The sequence below is a fragment of the Sphingobacterium sp. ML3W genome (assembly GCF_029542085.1).
Lineage (GTDB): Bacteria > Bacteroidota > Bacteroidia > Sphingobacteriales > Sphingobacteriaceae > Sphingobacterium.
This window is the reverse complement of record NZ_CP107036.1, coordinates 1655324-1671819: the sequence shown is the minus strand read 5'-3', so window position 1 is coordinate 1671819 and position 16496 is coordinate 1655324. Positions and strand designations below refer to the sequence as shown.

At 37.4% G+C, this 16496-nt stretch carries 14 protein-coding genes; 7 read left to right on the top strand and 7 right to left on the bottom strand.

The annotated features are described in order from the left end of the window. Positions 1–18 precede the first annotated feature (18 nt). On the bottom strand, positions 19–375 hold the full coding sequence (locus tag OGI71_RS07165; RefSeq protein WP_282254713.1) for a response regulator: 357 nt from the start codon (positions 373–375) through the stop codon (positions 19–21). A 343-nt stretch (positions 376–718) separates the two neighbouring features. Between OGI71_RS07165 and OGI71_RS07160 the strand changes: the two genes are divergently transcribed. After that, positions 719–2833, top strand: coding sequence for a catalase (locus OGI71_RS07160; protein WP_282254712.1), 2115 nt, complete (start codon positions 719–721; stop codon positions 2831–2833). Between the two features lie 93 nt (positions 2834–2926). Next, entirely contained in the window at positions 2927–3790 is an 864-nt protein-coding gene (locus OGI71_RS07155; RefSeq protein ID WP_282254711.1) for an SDR family oxidoreductase, read from the top strand. A 167-nt stretch (positions 3791–3957) separates the two neighbouring features. Here the strand turns inward: OGI71_RS07155 and OGI71_RS07150 are convergent, their stop codons facing one another. From OGI71_RS07150 to OGI71_RS07135, 4 genes are all read right to left on the bottom strand, one after another. Beyond that, complete coding sequence (locus tag OGI71_RS07150; protein WP_282254710.1) at positions 3958–4776, bottom strand: AraC family transcriptional regulator; 819 nt, start codon at positions 4774–4776, stop codon at positions 3958–3960. A gap of 64 nt (positions 4777–4840) precedes the next feature. Further along, positions 4841–5845 carry an SDR family NAD(P)-dependent oxidoreductase gene (locus OGI71_RS07145; RefSeq protein WP_282254709.1) on the bottom strand — a complete coding sequence of 335 codons (1005 nt, stop codon included), beginning with the start codon at positions 5843–5845 and terminating at the stop codon, positions 4841–4843. A gap of 338 nt (positions 5846–6183) precedes the next feature. After that, complete coding sequence (locus tag OGI71_RS07140) at positions 6184–6822, bottom strand: LytTR family DNA-binding domain-containing protein (protein ID WP_282254708.1); 639 nt, start codon at positions 6820–6822, stop codon at positions 6184–6186. Between the two features lie 46 nt (positions 6823–6868). Further along, entirely contained in the window at positions 6869–7972 is a 1104-nt protein-coding gene (locus OGI71_RS07135; protein WP_282254706.1) for a histidine kinase, read from the bottom strand. A 203-nt stretch (positions 7973–8175) separates the two neighbouring features. Between OGI71_RS07135 and OGI71_RS07130 the strand changes: the two genes are divergently transcribed. The 3 genes from OGI71_RS07130 to OGI71_RS07120 all read left to right on the top strand — a co-directional run bounded on the left by OGI71_RS07130 (position 8176) and on the right by OGI71_RS07120 (position 11943). Continuing rightward, positions 8176–10542 carry an outer membrane beta-barrel protein gene (locus tag OGI71_RS07130; protein ID WP_282254705.1) on the top strand — a complete coding sequence of 789 codons (2367 nt, stop codon included), beginning with the start codon at positions 8176–8178 and terminating at the stop codon, positions 10540–10542. A 125-nt stretch (positions 10543–10667) separates the two neighbouring features. Beyond that, positions 10668–11297: an NAD(P)H-dependent oxidoreductase gene (locus tag OGI71_RS07125; RefSeq protein WP_282254704.1), complete on the top strand. Its 630-nt coding sequence runs from the start codon at positions 10668–10670 to the stop codon at positions 11295–11297. Positions 11298–11397: 100 nt separating this feature from the next. After that, positions 11398–11943 (top strand): hypothetical protein, encoded by a 546-nt coding sequence (locus OGI71_RS07120; protein ID WP_282254703.1) that lies wholly within the window; start codon positions 11398–11400, stop codon positions 11941–11943. Between the two features lie 344 nt (positions 11944–12287). On the opposite strand, the gene OGI71_RS07115 is transcribed toward OGI71_RS07120, so the two are convergent. Further along, on the bottom strand, positions 12288–12440 hold the full coding sequence (locus OGI71_RS07115) for a lmo0937 family membrane protein (protein ID WP_223585335.1): 153 nt from the start codon (positions 12438–12440) through the stop codon (positions 12288–12290). Positions 12441–12606: 166 nt separating this feature from the next. Next, complete coding sequence (locus tag OGI71_RS07110) at positions 12607–13788, bottom strand: glycosyltransferase (RefSeq protein ID WP_282254702.1); 1182 nt, start codon at positions 13786–13788, stop codon at positions 12607–12609. 650 nt (positions 13789–14438) lie between these two features. Here OGI71_RS07110 and OGI71_RS07105 point away from each other — a divergent pair. Continuing rightward, a complete protein-coding gene (locus tag OGI71_RS07105) occupies positions 14439–15656 on the top strand; it encodes an enolase C-terminal domain-like protein (RefSeq protein ID WP_282254701.1) in 1218 nt (405 codons plus the stop codon). A 429-nt stretch (positions 15657–16085) separates the two neighbouring features. Beyond that, positions 16086–16325: a hypothetical protein gene (locus OGI71_RS07100; RefSeq protein ID WP_282254700.1), complete on the top strand. Its 240-nt coding sequence runs from the start codon at positions 16086–16088 to the stop codon at positions 16323–16325. Positions 16326–16496 lie beyond the last annotated feature (171 nt).

Below are 16496 nucleotides of genomic sequence, written 5' to 3'. Positions count from 1 at the left end.
GTAAAAGTGAGCATAATTTTAGGCATTCTTTTTTACAACCTCGATCATATGATCAATATCAAAAGGCTTTTCAATAAAGTCATCAGCTTTACATTCCTTAGCAGTTCTAGGAAGATCATTGGATGTGGAGGTTAATACAGCAGATAATTCTTCGGTTTCAGGATCATTTTTTAATTCTTCAATCACTTTCGATCCTTTTTTATTTCCCTTGATATTGTCATCAACTATAACAAGGTCAGGATCAATATCGTCAATCCTGTCAATTGGCTCAGTTGTCAATGACGCAACAGTATCGAAACCCTCGTCTTCCAAAATTTCATCCATTACATTCAGAATGTCTTTGTCATCCTGAATAAGTACAATTTTCTTTTTCATTGTGCTCTAATTTCGAGACAAATATATGAAAATGAAAGGTTAAAATTTTAAAAGAAATTTGTATAAAAAAGAAACTAGGATCCATTCATAATTATGCCTTTTTTCGCAAAATTCAAACGTTTCTAACATAGCATTTGTTTTAAATATGCAATTGCTGCACAAATATTTTTTCACCACGTACAATTAGTCAAATATTTGATTTATCGCATTTTGATTTGCTGTAAGATATATTGTTGTTATTTCATTCTTACACTCATATAGAAGCATTATTTCTTATATATTTTTTGTACGAATTGATAATATATTTTTTCCCATACTAGTATAAACAAGAACAGAATTGGATATGAAAAAAGAAAAGAATCTAAAAACGGCTGAGATTGATCAGCGTTTAGTGGATAATTCTCAACAGATTATGACCACTAACGATGGTGTGCCTATTTCTGACAACAACAATACCTTAAAGGCCGGGGAGAGGGGACCATCATTGCAGCAGGATCATATTTATTTTGACAAGCTGATGCATTTTGACCGCGAACGTATACCAGAACGTGTCGTTCATGCGCGTGGATCAGGAGCCCATGGTATTTTCGAAGCCACTGCTGACCTATCCCAATATACAACCGCCGCATTTTTAAAAAAAGGAACAGTAACACCTCTTTTTACAAGATTTTCGACTGTAGCGGGTTTCAAAGGTTCTACCGACCTTGCTAGAGATGTACGAGGTTTCTCTGTTAAATTCTATACCGAAGAAGGTAATTACGATCTCGTGGGGAATAATATTCCAGTTTTTTTTATTCAGGATGCGATGAACTTTCCAGATCTCGTCCACGCTGTAAAGCCAGAACCGAACAGCGAAATGCCACAGGCAGCATCCGCACATGACACCTTTTGGGATTTTATCTCGCTGATGCCCGAATCTGCGCACATGATTATGTGGACTATGTCAGATCGTGCGATACCCAGAAGTTTAAGGATGATGGAAGGTTTTGGCGTACATACATTTAAATTTGTGAATGCCCAAGGAAAAGGCACATTCGTTAAATTTCATTGGAAACCAAGATTAGGTGTACATTCAGTCGCATGGAACGAAGCCCAAAAGATTTCAGGATTTGATGCCGATTTTCATCGAAGGGATCTCTATGAAGCTATTGACAAAGGAGATTTTCCGCAATGGGATCTCGGAGTTCAATTGATTCCTGAAACAGATGAATTGAAATACTCGTTTGACATTCTTGATGCGACCAAGATTATTCCTGAGGAGCTTGTGCCAGTTCAGATTATAGGAACGATGACACTAAATCGCAACCCAGAGAATTTTTTTGCAGAGACCGAACAAGCCGCTTTCGACCCGGGCAGGTTGGTGCCAGGTATAGATGTTTCGGATGATCCGCTTTTACAAGGACGGATATTTTCATACATGGATACCCAAAATTATCGATTAGGTGGGCCAAATTTCCATGAACTTCCTATCAATCGTCCAGTGACTGGTAAACATAATAACCAAAAAGATGGTTTTGCCCGGGCTGAAATCCCTAAAGGTGCTGTGAGTTATTTCCCTAACAGTAAGGCTGTGGGGTGCCCTTATCACGCAATGCTTAATGATGGGGTAGGATTTGAATCCCACAAGCAACCTATTGATGGTTCAAAAGTTAGGGCTCGCTCAGATTCCTTTGCCGATCACTTTACACAAGCAAAACTATTTTTTAATTCACAGAGTCCAGAAGAACAGGACCACATGGTCAATGCCCTGAGTTTTGAGCTTTCGAAAGTGAACGATGTCAATATACGAAAGCGAGAACTGGCTATTTTGAATCAGATAGACCAAAAATTAGCAGAAAATGTTGGTAGAAATCTCGGGCTGACCCCGCCAGAAGAACTTGATCCATTAACCCTCAAATTTGCACGGCAAAACCATCCCAAATATCCTCTAAAACCCGTCAAACCAGAAGTTGAAAAGTCTGCTGCTTTGAGCATGAAGGTAAGAGAAGGAGAGGGTACAATCAAGACCAGAAAGGTTGCTTTCCTTGTTGATAATGGAGCTAGTAAATCCTCTATAGATAAAATGAAAACAGCACTTGAGAGGGAAGGGGCGCAAGCCGTGCTGATTGCATCTCATGTAGGAAAGATCCGGTTCAAGGAAGGAACAGAAGAAGATATCCAGCATTCATATCTTACTGAAGCGTCAGTTTGTTACGATGCATTCTTCACACCAGCAGGTGAATCGGTAAAAACTCTTGCACAAAATGCCGATTACCTCCATTTTATCAATGAAGGTTACCGACACTGTAAGATCTTGGCATTTGCACAAGGTGCTGAAGAGTTAGCTGAAAGATCATTTATTAAAAAAGACAAAGGTGTTATTTTCGAAAGCAAGGATAATCTAACAACGGATTTTATAGCGATTATGAGAGGCCATCGTGTATGGGAGAGAGAAAAATCAAGAAAAGTACCTTCCTAAAGTAAAAACAAATAGCCCTTCGGAAGAAGGACTATTTGTTTCTAATACATTATGGAATTCGCATGTTGTTTGTCGTTATTTGAAAGAATTAGTATGAAAAAAGTAGCAATTAAAAAAAATCGACCTTTGCAAAAGCAAAAGCGACCGGGATTAGAAATAAATATGACACCAGTTCCTGATACTTCTCCATTAAAGTATCCTAAAGAAGGAAAATTAAAAAATAAGGTAGCGTTAATTACCGGAGGAGATAGCGGCATAGGGAAAGCTGTAGCTTTGTTATTTGCGAAGGAGGGAGCTGATATCGTTGTAGCCTATCTTAGTGAAACAAAAGATGCAAAACAAACTCAAAAAGATGTTGAATCCTTCTCTAGAAAATGCACACTGATTAAAGGTGATTTGGGAAAAGAAAATCACTGTAAAAAAGTAATTAAAATTACGATAAAAACTCATAAGAAAGTTGATATTATCGTTAATAATGCTGGCCTTCATTGGGAAACAGAATCCATTGAAAAAATTACGACCGAACAGCTATTAAAGACTTTTCAGAATAATTTCTTTTCCTATTTCTGGATTACGAAGTATGCCATACCCTATCTTAAGAAGGGGGCAAGTATAATTAACACATCCTCGGTGACTGCTTATCGAGGCAGTCCAAAGTTGATAGATTATTCTGCAACAAAAGGGGCAATAATTTCTTTCACTCGAAGTTTGTCAGCAAATCTTATAGCTAAAGGAATTAGGGTAAACGCTGTTGCCCCAGGTCCGATATGGACTCCATTAATAGCATCTTCATTTGACCCCAAAAAGAACTCCGAATTCGGAAGTGACTCTCCAATGAGAAGGGCAGGAATGCCAAATGAAATAGCACCAAGCTTTCTATTTCTAGCTAGCAAAGATTCACATTTTATGAGCGGTCAAGTTTTGCACCCTAATGGTGGAGAAATCGTAAACGGTTAGATAGGCTTATAACAATCGTCGTCAAAATACTTGCCAACATCCACACAGGAAAAAATGTAAGTGATTTTAAAAAATCTGATAAACTAGTCGTTCAAAATCCACATATCAATGTAAGTAGGGATAATACCCAGAGGCATAGTGAGGATCGAAAAATGTCATTTTATCCCCTACGAAGTAACAGAGGGGGATACTAATAGACTTGGAGCAATTCCAAACTGCTTTTTAAAGGCAAAGGAAAAATGAGATAGGTTTTCAAATCCTACCTCATAACAAACTTCCTGGGGCTTCTTTTTCTTTTCGGTCAACTGATAATAGGCTAGTTCCAAACGCTTCTGTGTTAACCATCGTTGTGGAGTCATGGTGAAAGCCTTTTTGAAATCACGTTTAAATGTTGTTAGACTTCTGCCTGTCAGATAACCAAACTTTTCAAGTGGAAGATTGAACATAAAATTCTTTTCCATATAATTGGCAAGGTCAATTTTTCCTGGCTCCTCAAAATTAGCTAGAACAAGATCGATCTCCTTGTCTAGGGTTCTAAGAATGCTTATGGCTTCTGTAATTTTAATAGATGCAATATCTGCAGGTATATCCTTCATCTCAAAATAAGGGATGAGTGACGCAAGACAGCTTTCCAGTAACGGATGATTATTGAAGCAAAAGATTCTCGATGATTTTTGCGGTTGGTGTTTTATATTTTTGGCTGCATAATAATTTTTTAATATCTCCCGTGATAAATGCATGACTACCGTTTTATGCGGTTCATCATTCTTAGGATAGTTGATAATAGTGGCCAATTGATTTCTGGGAATCAGAAATATATCACCTTTTCCAAAGATATAGGAGGCGTCAGCTTGCACAATCTTGGTTTCACCTGAAAGAAACCATACCAGCATATGTTGGTCAAACATTATGTCCGACTTGAAAAATTTGTCTTCATAACTGGAGAGCTTTATGTCTTCGGTGATATAGCGGGCTTGGTATTCCATGATTTTGTTTTTTTTAAAAAGTAAATCAATACTATAAAGATAAAAATAACATCATTTATTTTGTTCAAAAAGATGCTTCTGGATTAAATCTGATACCTGTCATTTCCTCAGTAAGTTTCCATAATTTTTTTGCAAGGCTTTCATCCAATGAGTATGGGTTTACACCTTTTTGATATCCACTATCTGATGATAATTCAGCAATATCTCCATCTTCACAATATATACCACCAATATGATTTAATAGTGAGTTCGTTGCACACCATACTGTTGTAGCAGCACCTTGTGGGACAGTCTTTAGTGATGCTGCTATTTCGGGTAACATATTGCCATCAGCATCTACAAATCCCATTTTTTGAAACAGCTCCAATGGAGCTTCCCTGCCTAGCTCTGTCCCAGCAATAGAGCCTGGGTGAACGGCATAAGTTCTGACATGAGAAGATTGTCCTCGTACATCAAGTTCCATTGAAAAAAGATTGACAGCCGTCTTGGATTGTCCGTATCCCTGCAATGTTTCATATTCTTTATGCAAAAAGTTAGGATCATCAAAATCAAAGGGTGCAAAATGATGACCGTGAGAAGAAATATTAACCACTCGTGCGCCATTGGCTTTCTTTAGTGAAGGCCATAATCTGGAAGTAAGCTGGAATAATGCCAAGTAATTGGTGGCAAGCTGTGATTCTATACCCCGCTCATCTCTACGCAGAGGTACCCACATAATACCGGCATTATTGATCAGTAAATGTAAAGGTCTTCCCGAAGCAATAAAATTTTCAGCGAAGGTATCAATCGATGTTGGTGACATTAAATCCATTGCGGTAATTTCAACGTTGGCTATTCCTTCCAGATTCTTCTCTGCTTTTTTAAAATCTCGTGCGGGTACGATTACTGTAGCTCCTGCTGTTGAGAGAATTTTAGTTGTTTCCAGTCCAATCCCGGTATTTCCACCAGTGACAATTGCTATTTTCCCAGTAAGATCGATGTTTTCGATTACTTCATTCGATGTTGATTTTGCATTGAAGCCTGAAACTATAGGATGTTGTTGAGCTCCCTGATAATTATTTTTTTCCATTTTGAATACATCTAATTATTATTAATGAGACAAAATTAGGAAGCTTCCATATTTCTTATTTTGTTCAAAAGGCCTATTTAACTTTGTTCAAAAGAGCGAATGGTTTTTCGCATTCTACGCTATATTCCATTCTGATGCCTTAAGTTTGGTTAAGCAAACTTATTAGAAGAGCACTTCCATTCCTTTTGATATTAACCATAAAATTAAGAAAATATTATTAAGCTCCTTCATCCGATAGTAAATCAAAGCGCGCAAAATAAGTACTTGCAGTTTCTCCCAAAAATTTGAAACCTATACTAGACTTCTAGGGTTTTTGTTGGTCTGCAATTTTTGGCAAATCATTTTAAACAAAGATATTTTAATGCTTGTTGAACAAGTTCTTTGTAATTGGTGCCAATCGGAATCATTTGTTTTCCAATTTCGATATCATTCGTGGTAAAAGCTGTGATTTTATTTGTATTAATGAGGAAAGATCGGTGAATACGAAGAAAATTGAATTGCTTTAATTCTTGTTCAATTACGGTGATTTTATATTTAGTTGTCACAATTCGTTGGCTACTGTGGATAGTAATATAATCTTTGTTGCTTTCAATATAAAGAATATTAGCAATCTCCAGCCTATGGAATTTTCCACCTGACCTGATTGTGATCGCTTGGTCTTTTGCCTCAGGCATCATGTTTTGGGACTGAATTTTTCGGTTTCTAAGATAACGGTCTATTGCTTTAAAAAAACGCTCAAAAGTAATAGGTTTTAATAGATAATCTACAACATCCAGATCATATCCCTCTATGGCATATTCTCTAAAAGCAGTTGTAATAATAACAGCCGGGGGATGCTTCAGTGTTTTTAAAAAATCTATTCCATTTAACTGTGGCATCTTAATATCTAAAAACATGAGGTCAATTGCCTCATGTCGTATAATTTCCAGGGCCTTTAGAGCATTAGTAGAAGTTGCTGCCACTTCGAATATCTCCATTCTTTTTAGATGAGTTTGGAGCAATTGAATTGCTAACGGTTCATCATCAACTAAAAGACATCGTACTTTTATTTTTGAATCGATTATCATCAATAGTTAAATTGAATATGTTGAGTAAAGTTACAAATCTGCCTTCTGAAATATATGTTGTAAATTCATGATTTTTTGGATAAACTAATGCTAATTGTTTGCGTAAATTGCTCATACCTATTTTTTCAGTGTATACCTGCTCTTTTTGATCAACATATGTATTCTCCACTTTAAAATGTAGAGCGCCTTCCCGCACTATTAGATCAATAGCGATGCGCGGTTCGCCTATATCTTCTCCCGCACCATGTTTGAATGCATTCTCTATGATTGATAATAGGATGAGCGGGACGATTTGTACATCTTGGTCGATAACATGATTAAAATGTACGTTTAGACGCTTGTCATATCTAATTTTTTCCAATGCAATGTAATTCTCGAGCAGATTAATCTCTGTAGACATCGGAACAAAATTGCTATTGCAGCGATAAAGTATGTGATCTAAGATTTCCGCCAATCCCGCGATTGACGAAGAAGTGATTGGCGAGTTGATCAACGAAAGACTATAGATATTATTTAAGGTATTAAATAGAAAATGTGGATTTAATTGCGCTTTTAAAGCATTTAATTCAGCTTCTGCCTTTTCCTTTTCTAACTGTAATGTACGTTGTCTTATCAGATATTGGTCTTTCGATAGTTTGATAAAGCCGAAAATCCATGCCAATGAAAAGTTTTGAAGGAAATAATCTGTTATGAGTTTTCTGAGATCGGTAATAATTTCCAATATCGACTCCTGGCTGTATGGAGGCTTACGTATCAAGGGTTCAAGCATATAGACAACCATGATCCGTGAAGTAGCACTAAGTAGATAACCGCCTATTGTAAAATAAAGAATAACAATCAAATAATTTTCTCCTTTTTGAAACTTGGGGATGATAAAATAAGCTACAAAATAAGAAGCCATCATGTAAAAAGAGACGTAAAATGAGTTTTGGATCAGCATATCACGGATACTCATATCCGTTTGATATTGAGGAACGATGAAAACTACCAACCAGAATAATACGTGGCTAGAAACCCGATAAATAGTACTATAGCGAATAGCTTTTTCTACAATTGACATGTTAGTATCAAAGATAACGTTTCTATAAAAGAAAGGTATCAGTAAAAGACGAATACCGCAAATAGCCCTATAAATGGAGTTATTCTGTCGACAAAATCCATTTGCCTTCAATAGTGTGTTTTAATCTGCTTTATTCGACTTATCTATCGTCAAACCATCTTTCCTAACTGAGAATCCCGCATTTTCGTAGCAAATTCAATGTTATGAAGACAATAAAAGCGATATTAATTATTTTACTGGTAAGTCTTTTTACTGATCGCGGTCTAGGGCAGGAAATTCAGAAAGTCATTGTTAAAGGAAGTGTGCACAGTCGGCAAACACAATTACCATTGGATGGTGCCAGCATTACCTTACGAGCTATATCAGGAGTACAAGGGCTAACGACTACGATGGCCTCAGCAAATGGAGAATTTAAAGTTTCTGTTGAGAAAGGCTACTACGATATCATAATAAGTTTTGTTTCGTTCCAGGCATTATTGCTTCCTAGGCAACAAATAGATAGCAATAAGGACCTCGGTACAGTAATGTTGCAGGCTAAAACCCAATTGCTGGAAGGTGCTGAGGTTACCGGAATGATGCCAGGATTGTCACTCGAGCTGGATAAGAAGGTATTTTATGTAGGATCAGATCTGTCAGCTAAAGGAGGTACGGCCAATGATGTTTTAAACAATGTGCCCTCTGTCAACGTTGACGGTAAGGGAAATATTAGCATTCGTGGAGAATCGGGTGTCCGTATACTGGTCAATGGAAAGCCTTCGGTTATCTCCGCCAATAATGGATTAGAGCAGCTGTCGGCTAGCTCTATTGAGAAAATAGAGGTGATTAATAATCCGTCAGCGAAATATGAAGCCCAAGGAACTGCGGGAATAATCAATATTGTACTGAAAAAAAATATGTTAACCGGTCTAAACGGAAGTGTTCAGACCACTTGGACTAGTCCTACAAATCATAATGGAAATATTAATTTGAGTTATAAAACGGATAAGGTTAATCTTTTTGGCGATGTTGGCTTCCGTTACCGCGATTTAACTGTCAGAAGCGAATTGAAACGAATTTCGTTGGGCGAAGGTAAACAACGCTTTTTGAAGCAGGAAACCAGTACGGATTGGGGGGGCAGAGGTCATAATTTTTACATTGGGGGCGACTATTATATCGATAGTCTAAATACATTGACTGCTAGTTTTTATCATAGTACGCTACTCGTTGATAATAGAATAGACAACCAATATGATTATTTCAGTTCAGGGGGCAAGCTGGATAGTACTACCCAGCGCTTTGAGCAATATAACGAGCCTAAAAAATATAATCAGCTTGAGGTTAGTTATGTCAAGACATTTGAGAAAAAAGACAAAAACTGGACGACAAGCATGCGTTATGATTTTTGGCATGATAATGAAAATCAATACATTAGCCAGTCGTCTGTTTTTCCGATGCCAGTTGCGACAGACAATTTAGTCACTCAAAACATAGAAAGTAGCAATGATATCTTTATCCAGAGTGATTATATTAACACTATTGGTAGTAGGGGCAAACTCGAAGTAGGTGGTCGTGTCGATCTCCGTGCAATTAGAAGTGATTATTGGGCTACTGCCAATGGTGTATTGTTGGAAGAATATGATAACAAGCTTAATTATAATGAACGTCTTATTGCAGCCTATTTTCAATGGAACAATACTATGAAACGATGGAGTTATCAATTCGGTTTAAGGACAGAGCTATCATTGATTGAAATAGCAGATCGAAAAGGGGACTTTAACAAGGATAGGCGTTATATTGATATTTTTCCAACTATCCATTTGGGCTATAAAATCCAGGATAATTCCGATTTGCAACTTAGCTATAGCAGAAGGATTGACCGTCCGGAATTTCCACAATTGAATCCCTTTGGTGGTCTTTCTGACCTACGTAATCTTACTATTGGTAATGCGGATCTCGATCCAGCTTATACAAATGCAATAGAATTTATGCTAATGCAGAAGCTTTCACAATTTACGATCAACCCTACAATTTATTACAAATATACGAATAGCTTTTTTCAATATTTCGTGCAGGAGACTGCTGTGGACTATTTTCTTCGTTCACCTATTAATATGGATTATGAGAAGCGTTACGGATTAGAATTGAATAGTTTATATAGTCCGTTGCCAAATTGGCGAATAGCTCTAAATTTTAACTATTATGGTTTTAATCAACAAGGCGAATTTAGCGGTGAACGCTATTTTGTGAAAGGCAATCGATGGACTGCTCAGTTAAATTCCAGGCTCAGATTGCCCACAAGACTAGTGATAGAATCTGTATTTACTTATACTAGCAATTTTAAGGAAGTACAGTCCCTTAACAGCCCTGTATACAAATTTAACATCGCTATCAGCAAAGATATTTTTAACGAAAAAATGACTGTGAGCATGGCTTTCAATAATGTATTTGACTCCCTTGTTGAAAAGCAGACGCTCAACGGATCGACTTATCGTTTGGAGTCAAAGAATTATGGTGTTGGCCGGATTGTCAATGCTACAGCGACCTATCGTTTCAATAGGAAAAAGGAGCAAAAGGACCGTCTCCCAACTTAGAATTAAATGCGTTTTTACCGTAGTTTTCGAATCTGGGAGACAATTCCATTGTAGACCCTCAGAATTAAAAGCTTGGTTTAAGCCTCACATGTAATGGTAATTATGTCTTTAGAAAAAAAGCACACATGAAAACAATACTTCGCATTGATAGCAGCCTTCGGATAAAAGGTTCCTATTCTCGGACGATGGGTGATTATTTTGTAGAATTATGGAAAATAAAACACTCAAACGGAAAGATCATCGAAAGGGACATAAATCTGCAAATGATTCCCCACCTTACTCAGGACACTGTAAACGGTTTTTTTGATAGCGCTGTATCTTCCGAAATTCTTGCTTTATCGGATCAATTGATCGAAGAGCTATATAGCAATGATGAGCTGCTTATTACCTGTCCGATGTATAATTATGGCATTCCATCATCTTTAAAGGCTTATTTTGACCTCATCGTCCGTACAGAAAAGACTTTTACAAATGACAGTAACGGAATAAGAGGTTTGCTGACCGATAAAAAGGCATATATCATTTCTGCAATGGGCATGACTCAGCCCGCAGCAGAAGAAAAGAATCTCATTGAAATACAGATAACGCGTATCCTAAATCAACTCGGAATAGTAGACATCAATTATTTTCCAGTTGATGGTACCATAAATCCAGAACAGGCAATTATGAAATTAGAACAGCAAAGAAAACGAATTTATCAAAATTTCACTCATGCGGCTTTGAATAGCCAAATTCATAATCCTGGCTATTTATAGGATAGTCCTATTCATTGCCTATAATCAATAATTTTCACCTAAAGAATTGTACAATCAAAATACAGTCTATTTTGACCTTTAATAACTAATATATAACAATATGAAAAAATCACTTATTTGTATTTTACTTGCCAGCTCCACGACACTATTTTCCTGTGGAAGCAAAGATGATGATCCTGTTCCAGAGCCGCCTGCAACTGAATCTAGTTGGAAACTCGGTGCCTATTCTTATAATAGAGGAGCCTCCTCTCAAAGTAATACCGGTGGTTTGGCAGGAATGACTGTGACAACATCCGGGGATGGGGGTAATCATGGCGCCTATTCTGGTAGCGCATTAACTATTATTTTTCGATCTTCTTTAGGAGCAGGGAAATATACATTAACGACCAGTAGTGTAATGTCGGCTAATCCTAATGTACGTTATATGGCGCTCACTTGCGTCGTAGGAACTGCAGTTACAAGCGGTGCAGTTAATTATGCAGCAACTACTACCTCGGGTGGAACGGCAGATGTTACTATAGATACCAATGGCAAATACCATGTTAATATTACGACACCTGTTACACTAGTAAAAACACTGGTAACTGGTGGCGGAATTCCAGGGGCACCAAACACCTATAATTTAACAGTGAAAAACGCCTATTAAAAAGCAGATTTGATAGCTCACAATTCGTGAGATCATATTTCGTCTCAATGTTTTTAGTATCAAACAATTAGCGCCAAATAAATCCGTTCCCCAGAACGGATTTATTTGGTACTTCTTCCATCAAGATCATAAATTGGATGTTTTCGTGTTCTCAGTCATATTGCCGAATTTTAAGTACATGGCTTAAATTGCACAATAAAACCACTTTTAAAAAAGTGGTTTTATTGGATACAAAACCCCTGATAATACCGAAAATCTCTATTTTTGACGCGTGGGGTTTTGAGACAGGAGGCCAAAATCGTTTTTCAAGGACAATCCATGTTGTTACCAATAAGTGATACCCATTAGGCTGCACCGCGAATCACACGTAATAGCACCACGATAATTGCGATTACCAACAGCGCGTGGATTATATTTCCTGTCGCATAACCTCCAAAAAAACTAATTGCCCAGATGATAACTAAAATAACGGCAATGATGTATAATAAATTTCCCATAATGTTAATATGTTTTTTACTGATAACAATATTCGTTTGGATAATGTTTTATAATAAATCAATCAATCGAACTTTTCATACTTGACTACTATTCACATGTCAAGAAGGATTTGTCAAACGCACAAACATACAAAGAACAAGTCTCGCCATTGGCGAGACCTGTTCTTTAGGCTTCCTGCTTTAAATCAAACGTATGGTAATTCTTATAGTGTACCAAGGATCGTACAGGTGTAATCAATTCAGATAGCAGTCCAAGATATATTTTCGCGATCATTTCCCAAGTCGTCTGTTCTCCATAACTACGAGCCTTGAAACGATGCCAAGCAAGTAAACGTTTAGATCTATATAATAATTTGATATGATCGCTCATGCTTTGGACATCATCAAAGGGTGTAAGAATGCCACGGTCATCTGTCAATAGGTCTGCAGCATGCCAATAAGGAGTAGAAATGACGGCGGCACCAGCTCCTACCGCAAAAGATAATGTTCCACTGCTAATCTGTTGCTCATGTTGATAGGGAGATAAATAAATATCACAGGCTGTTAAGTATTCTTTTAGTTGGTCATCGCTGATGAATTCATCAATAAAAATAATCTTATCCTGCAATTGCAACTGAGTTACTAAACTTTGTAATTCAAAGCGATAGGATTCACCCTCATGCGCCAAGACATTCGGATGAGTCTTGCCCACAATTAGATATTTGAAATTCGGCAGATTGAGTTCAGCCAATGACCGGATCGCATATTCTAGGCCTTTACTTCGTCCAATTAGACCAAAAGTCATCATCACAAAGTTATCTTGTAAGCCCAATCTGTATTTTGCCAAGCCTTGGTTGTAATCAAATTGAGGTACACCGTGGGCTATTACGTGGATTTTCTGGCGGTCGATTGTTGGAAAGAGATCTTTTAATAATTCACTACCTTTCGGCGATAGCGAAACTACCGCTTGAGATTTGGTAAGTAACAATTCCATGATTTCCTTTTGACGTAAGGACGATGATTTCAATATAGTATGGAATATCGTTAACAAAGGAATTTTTAAATGATTAGCCAGCTGATTGATAAATATTCCATCAGCTCCGCCGAATATCCCATATTCGTGTTGGATAATACAATAATCGTATTCCTCATTGATGATACGTACAGCCTGGATATAACTGTCAAGTCGCTCTTTGTCGATAACAAAGCGAACGGCAGGATCAAACTCTTCGGAGCCGGATTTGGACACTGCGATCACCTCAATGGAGACTGTCTGATCCAATGCCATTCCTTTGCTAAGGTCTTTCGTGAAAGTAGCTAACCCGCATTCCTGGGGTGGATAGGTACTTATAATAACGATTCTTTTCATACACTTAGTCCTCTTTTGTGCTGTCGTTCTCGTTATTTACTGGAATACCCAAAATAGCCATTAATAGTAAATAATATCCCTTTTCTAGGCCGATTTTCTTTGCTTTTTGATCTATATTTTCCATATGACATTTTATAATTAAGGTGTTATGTTGTTTCGTTTTATGCATCAAAAGCTGTACCCATAAGCGGATATTTATTGCAGATCCGTAGTTTACAAAGGCGTATTCCGTAAAGTGATACAGCTCTTACCGGACAAACACTGCTTGACCAGGTATTTTTCCCCCGCAAAAGAAAATTTATGCCAACACCTCAAATTGACTGCCCCAACGCATAGGAAAATGTATTATGTATTTTACCAACCAACACTTTGCATCATAATGATAAAATTCGATAGTAAATTGAAACAGAAATGCTGCTTAAATTTTTGATTTTAATGTACTTTTCAAAAACTACTGTAAAACTTTAAATTATACCTCATAATATTTAAGAAAACATCGAATAACCAATAAAGATTTGAAACAGGCAATTTAATCGTTAATTGCTAGCGCACAACATTTTGCGAAGCTTGATGAGCCAATAAAGACTGGTCTTGGCGATAAAGACAAGGAAAAATCATTGATAATCAATTAAAATCAAAATAAACCAAAAATGAAAAGAAGAACGTTCTTACAGACATTAAATTTGGGCATTGCATCCGCAACATTCTATCATGGTGCAGGAAATGCCATGTCATTAACAGCTATCTTGGACAGTAATGTTCGGGAAAAGGAACTCTCGTATCACCGAATACAGGAAATAAAATATTCGAACGTTCAGATGAAATATCCCCGCCTCGTGGGGAAAAATGCCCGACTAGATCTGCATGGCTATGGCCCTAATGTGGAAATCTGTGTTATCAAAACAGACAAAGGTGCTATGGGCTGGGCTTCTTTACGAGGATCCAGAAAAGATGCAGAGCAGATGGAAAAGGAACTCCTCGGTAAAAAAGTATCTGAACTTTTTGCTTCCAATATTGGAATTTTGAATGACAGGCACATCGCTTTTGATATTGCCCTTCACGATCTTGCGGGAGTAATCTTGCAGAAACCAGTTTATGAACTACTTGGTCGCAAGACGCCATATACCACTGACTATTATAGTGGAATGATTTATTTCGACGATTTGGAACCATTGGAAAAGCCTGGAGGTATAGACCGGATTCTGGAGGAGTGCCGATATGATTATGAAGTTGGCTATAGACAATTTAAGCTTAAGATCGGGCGGGGCCATAAATGGATGCCTTTCAAAGAAGGGCTCCAGCGAGATATTGATGTAACCAATGCAGTGGCCCAAGCCTTCCCTGATTGTGGCATTTTAGTGGATGGGAACAATGGTTTTACAATAGATCAATTCATCCAATATCTAAAAGGTATTCCATCGGTCAGCTTATTCTGGATAGAAGAACCCTTTCATGAAACCGTTGTTGACTATCAAAAACTGAGAAATTACATAAAAACTGCGGGGATAAACACTTTGTTGGCGGATGGTGAAGCAGATCCCAATCCAGCGCTGCTTAAGGAGCTCTTTGAAAAGAAACTATTGGACGTACACCTTACAGATATCGAGGGCCTGGGCTTCACGAGCTGGAGAAGATTGATGCCGCAATTGAAGAAAATGGGTGCGCAGGCTTCCCCGCATGCATGGGGCTCTCTGCTTAAGTCCTACTATACGGCACATCTAGCAGGAGGGCTTGGTAATACGGTCACCATAGAGGGGGTAACGAGCACGTCCGACGACGTTGATCTTTCCGGCTACAAGATCCAGGATGGCAAACTGATCCCACCATCCACAGCAGGTTTTGGAATGCCTCTTCTAAAGAAAATATGATAAATGATCACAATTCCCTTCTCCGCCCCATATTACTTATGAGGCGGATTTTTAATCCCAGTACCCAAAGTCTAAAAGCGAAGTATGGGAAGACCATTAATGAAAAGAGTTGGTCGTTGTATCGATATAGTCCAATATAGTTAGTAAACGATTATTCTTTTAGTGATTAATTTTTGTATATATTAGGGAATAATTTGTAGTTTTAGTGTATTGAAATTCAAAGTTATGAAAGCGTTCCTGAATTTTACAGCGATCTTTTTTAGTATTATCACTACAACAATCTACTGTCAGGATTTAAAGGTAACTAACGAGATCACATTATTCCTTAAGGATAGTCTCAATCTATCTAACTTGAATTACCCAAAATCAGTCATCCGATTCTAAGCCACAAACAATTGTGAAAATCTTTGGGTTCAAAACCCTAAACTATTGGCAGCTAAATTGTTGGCATTCGATAGTTCAAAGGATAAAATTCCGGTGTTGGAAGACGCAGTGAAAACGTATGGTAAAATGGATTTTGTTTTGAAGCAGCCTGTACCCATCATCATCACTTATCTGACTATGTCGATAAAAGATGAGAAACCAACTATGTACGACGATATATATCAACTCGACAAATCTCCAGAAGATAAATTGAATGAAAAAATGCCAAATACGATTGCATTTTGATAGATAAAATAATCTTTCAATCCTAAGCCCTAAATGAGACACAAAACAATCACGCGGATAGTCTCCTTGATTTATTTGATCTTTTGTTGGCTGATTAGTCACGGATAATTGTAAAGTTATAGCGGATAGTAAATACAACTTAACGAATTATAAATCATCCCTAGATATCGA

Bases quoted from the DNA above. Each gene is read 5' to 3' on its own strand.
- OGI71_RS07165 (WP_282254713.1), bottom strand. From the start codon at position 375: ATGAAAAAGAAAATTGTACTTATTCAGGATGACAAAGACATTCTGAAT.
- OGI71_RS07160 (WP_282254712.1), top strand. From the start codon at position 719: ATGAAAAAAGAAAAGAATCTAAAAACGGCTGAGATTGATCAGCGTTTA.
- OGI71_RS07155 (WP_282254711.1), top strand. From the start codon at position 2,927: ATGAAAAAAGTAGCAATTAAAAAAAATCGACCTTTGCAAAAGCAAAAG.
- OGI71_RS07150 (WP_282254710.1), bottom strand. From the start codon at position 4,776: ATGGAATACCAAGCCCGCTATATCACCGAAGACATAAAGCTCTCCAGT.
- OGI71_RS07145 (WP_282254709.1), bottom strand. From the start codon at position 5,845: ATGGAAAAAAATAATTATCAGGGAGCTCAACAACATCCTATAGTTTCA.
- OGI71_RS07140 (WP_282254708.1), bottom strand. From the start codon at position 6,822: ATGGAGATATTCGAAGTGGCAGCAACTTCTACTAATGCTCTAAAGGCC.
- OGI71_RS07135 (WP_282254706.1), bottom strand. From the start codon at position 7,972: ATGTCAATTGTAGAAAAAGCTATTCGCTATAGTACTATTTATCGGGTT.
- OGI71_RS07130 (WP_282254705.1), top strand. From the start codon at position 8,176: ATGAAGACAATAAAAGCGATATTAATTATTTTACTGGTAAGTCTTTTT.
- OGI71_RS07125 (WP_282254704.1), top strand. From the start codon at position 10,668: ATGAAAACAATACTTCGCATTGATAGCAGCCTTCGGATAAAAGGTTCC.
- OGI71_RS07120 (WP_282254703.1), top strand. From the start codon at position 11,398: ATGAAAAAATCACTTATTTGTATTTTACTTGCCAGCTCCACGACACTA.
- OGI71_RS07115 (WP_223585335.1), bottom strand. From the start codon at position 12,440: ATGGGAAATTTATTATACATCATTGCCGTTATTTTAGTTATCATCTGG.
- OGI71_RS07110 (WP_282254702.1), bottom strand. From the start codon at position 13,788: ATGAAAAGAATCGTTATTATAAGTACCTATCCACCCCAGGAATGCGGG.
- OGI71_RS07105 (WP_282254701.1), top strand. From the start codon at position 14,439: ATGAAAAGAAGAACGTTCTTACAGACATTAAATTTGGGCATTGCATCC.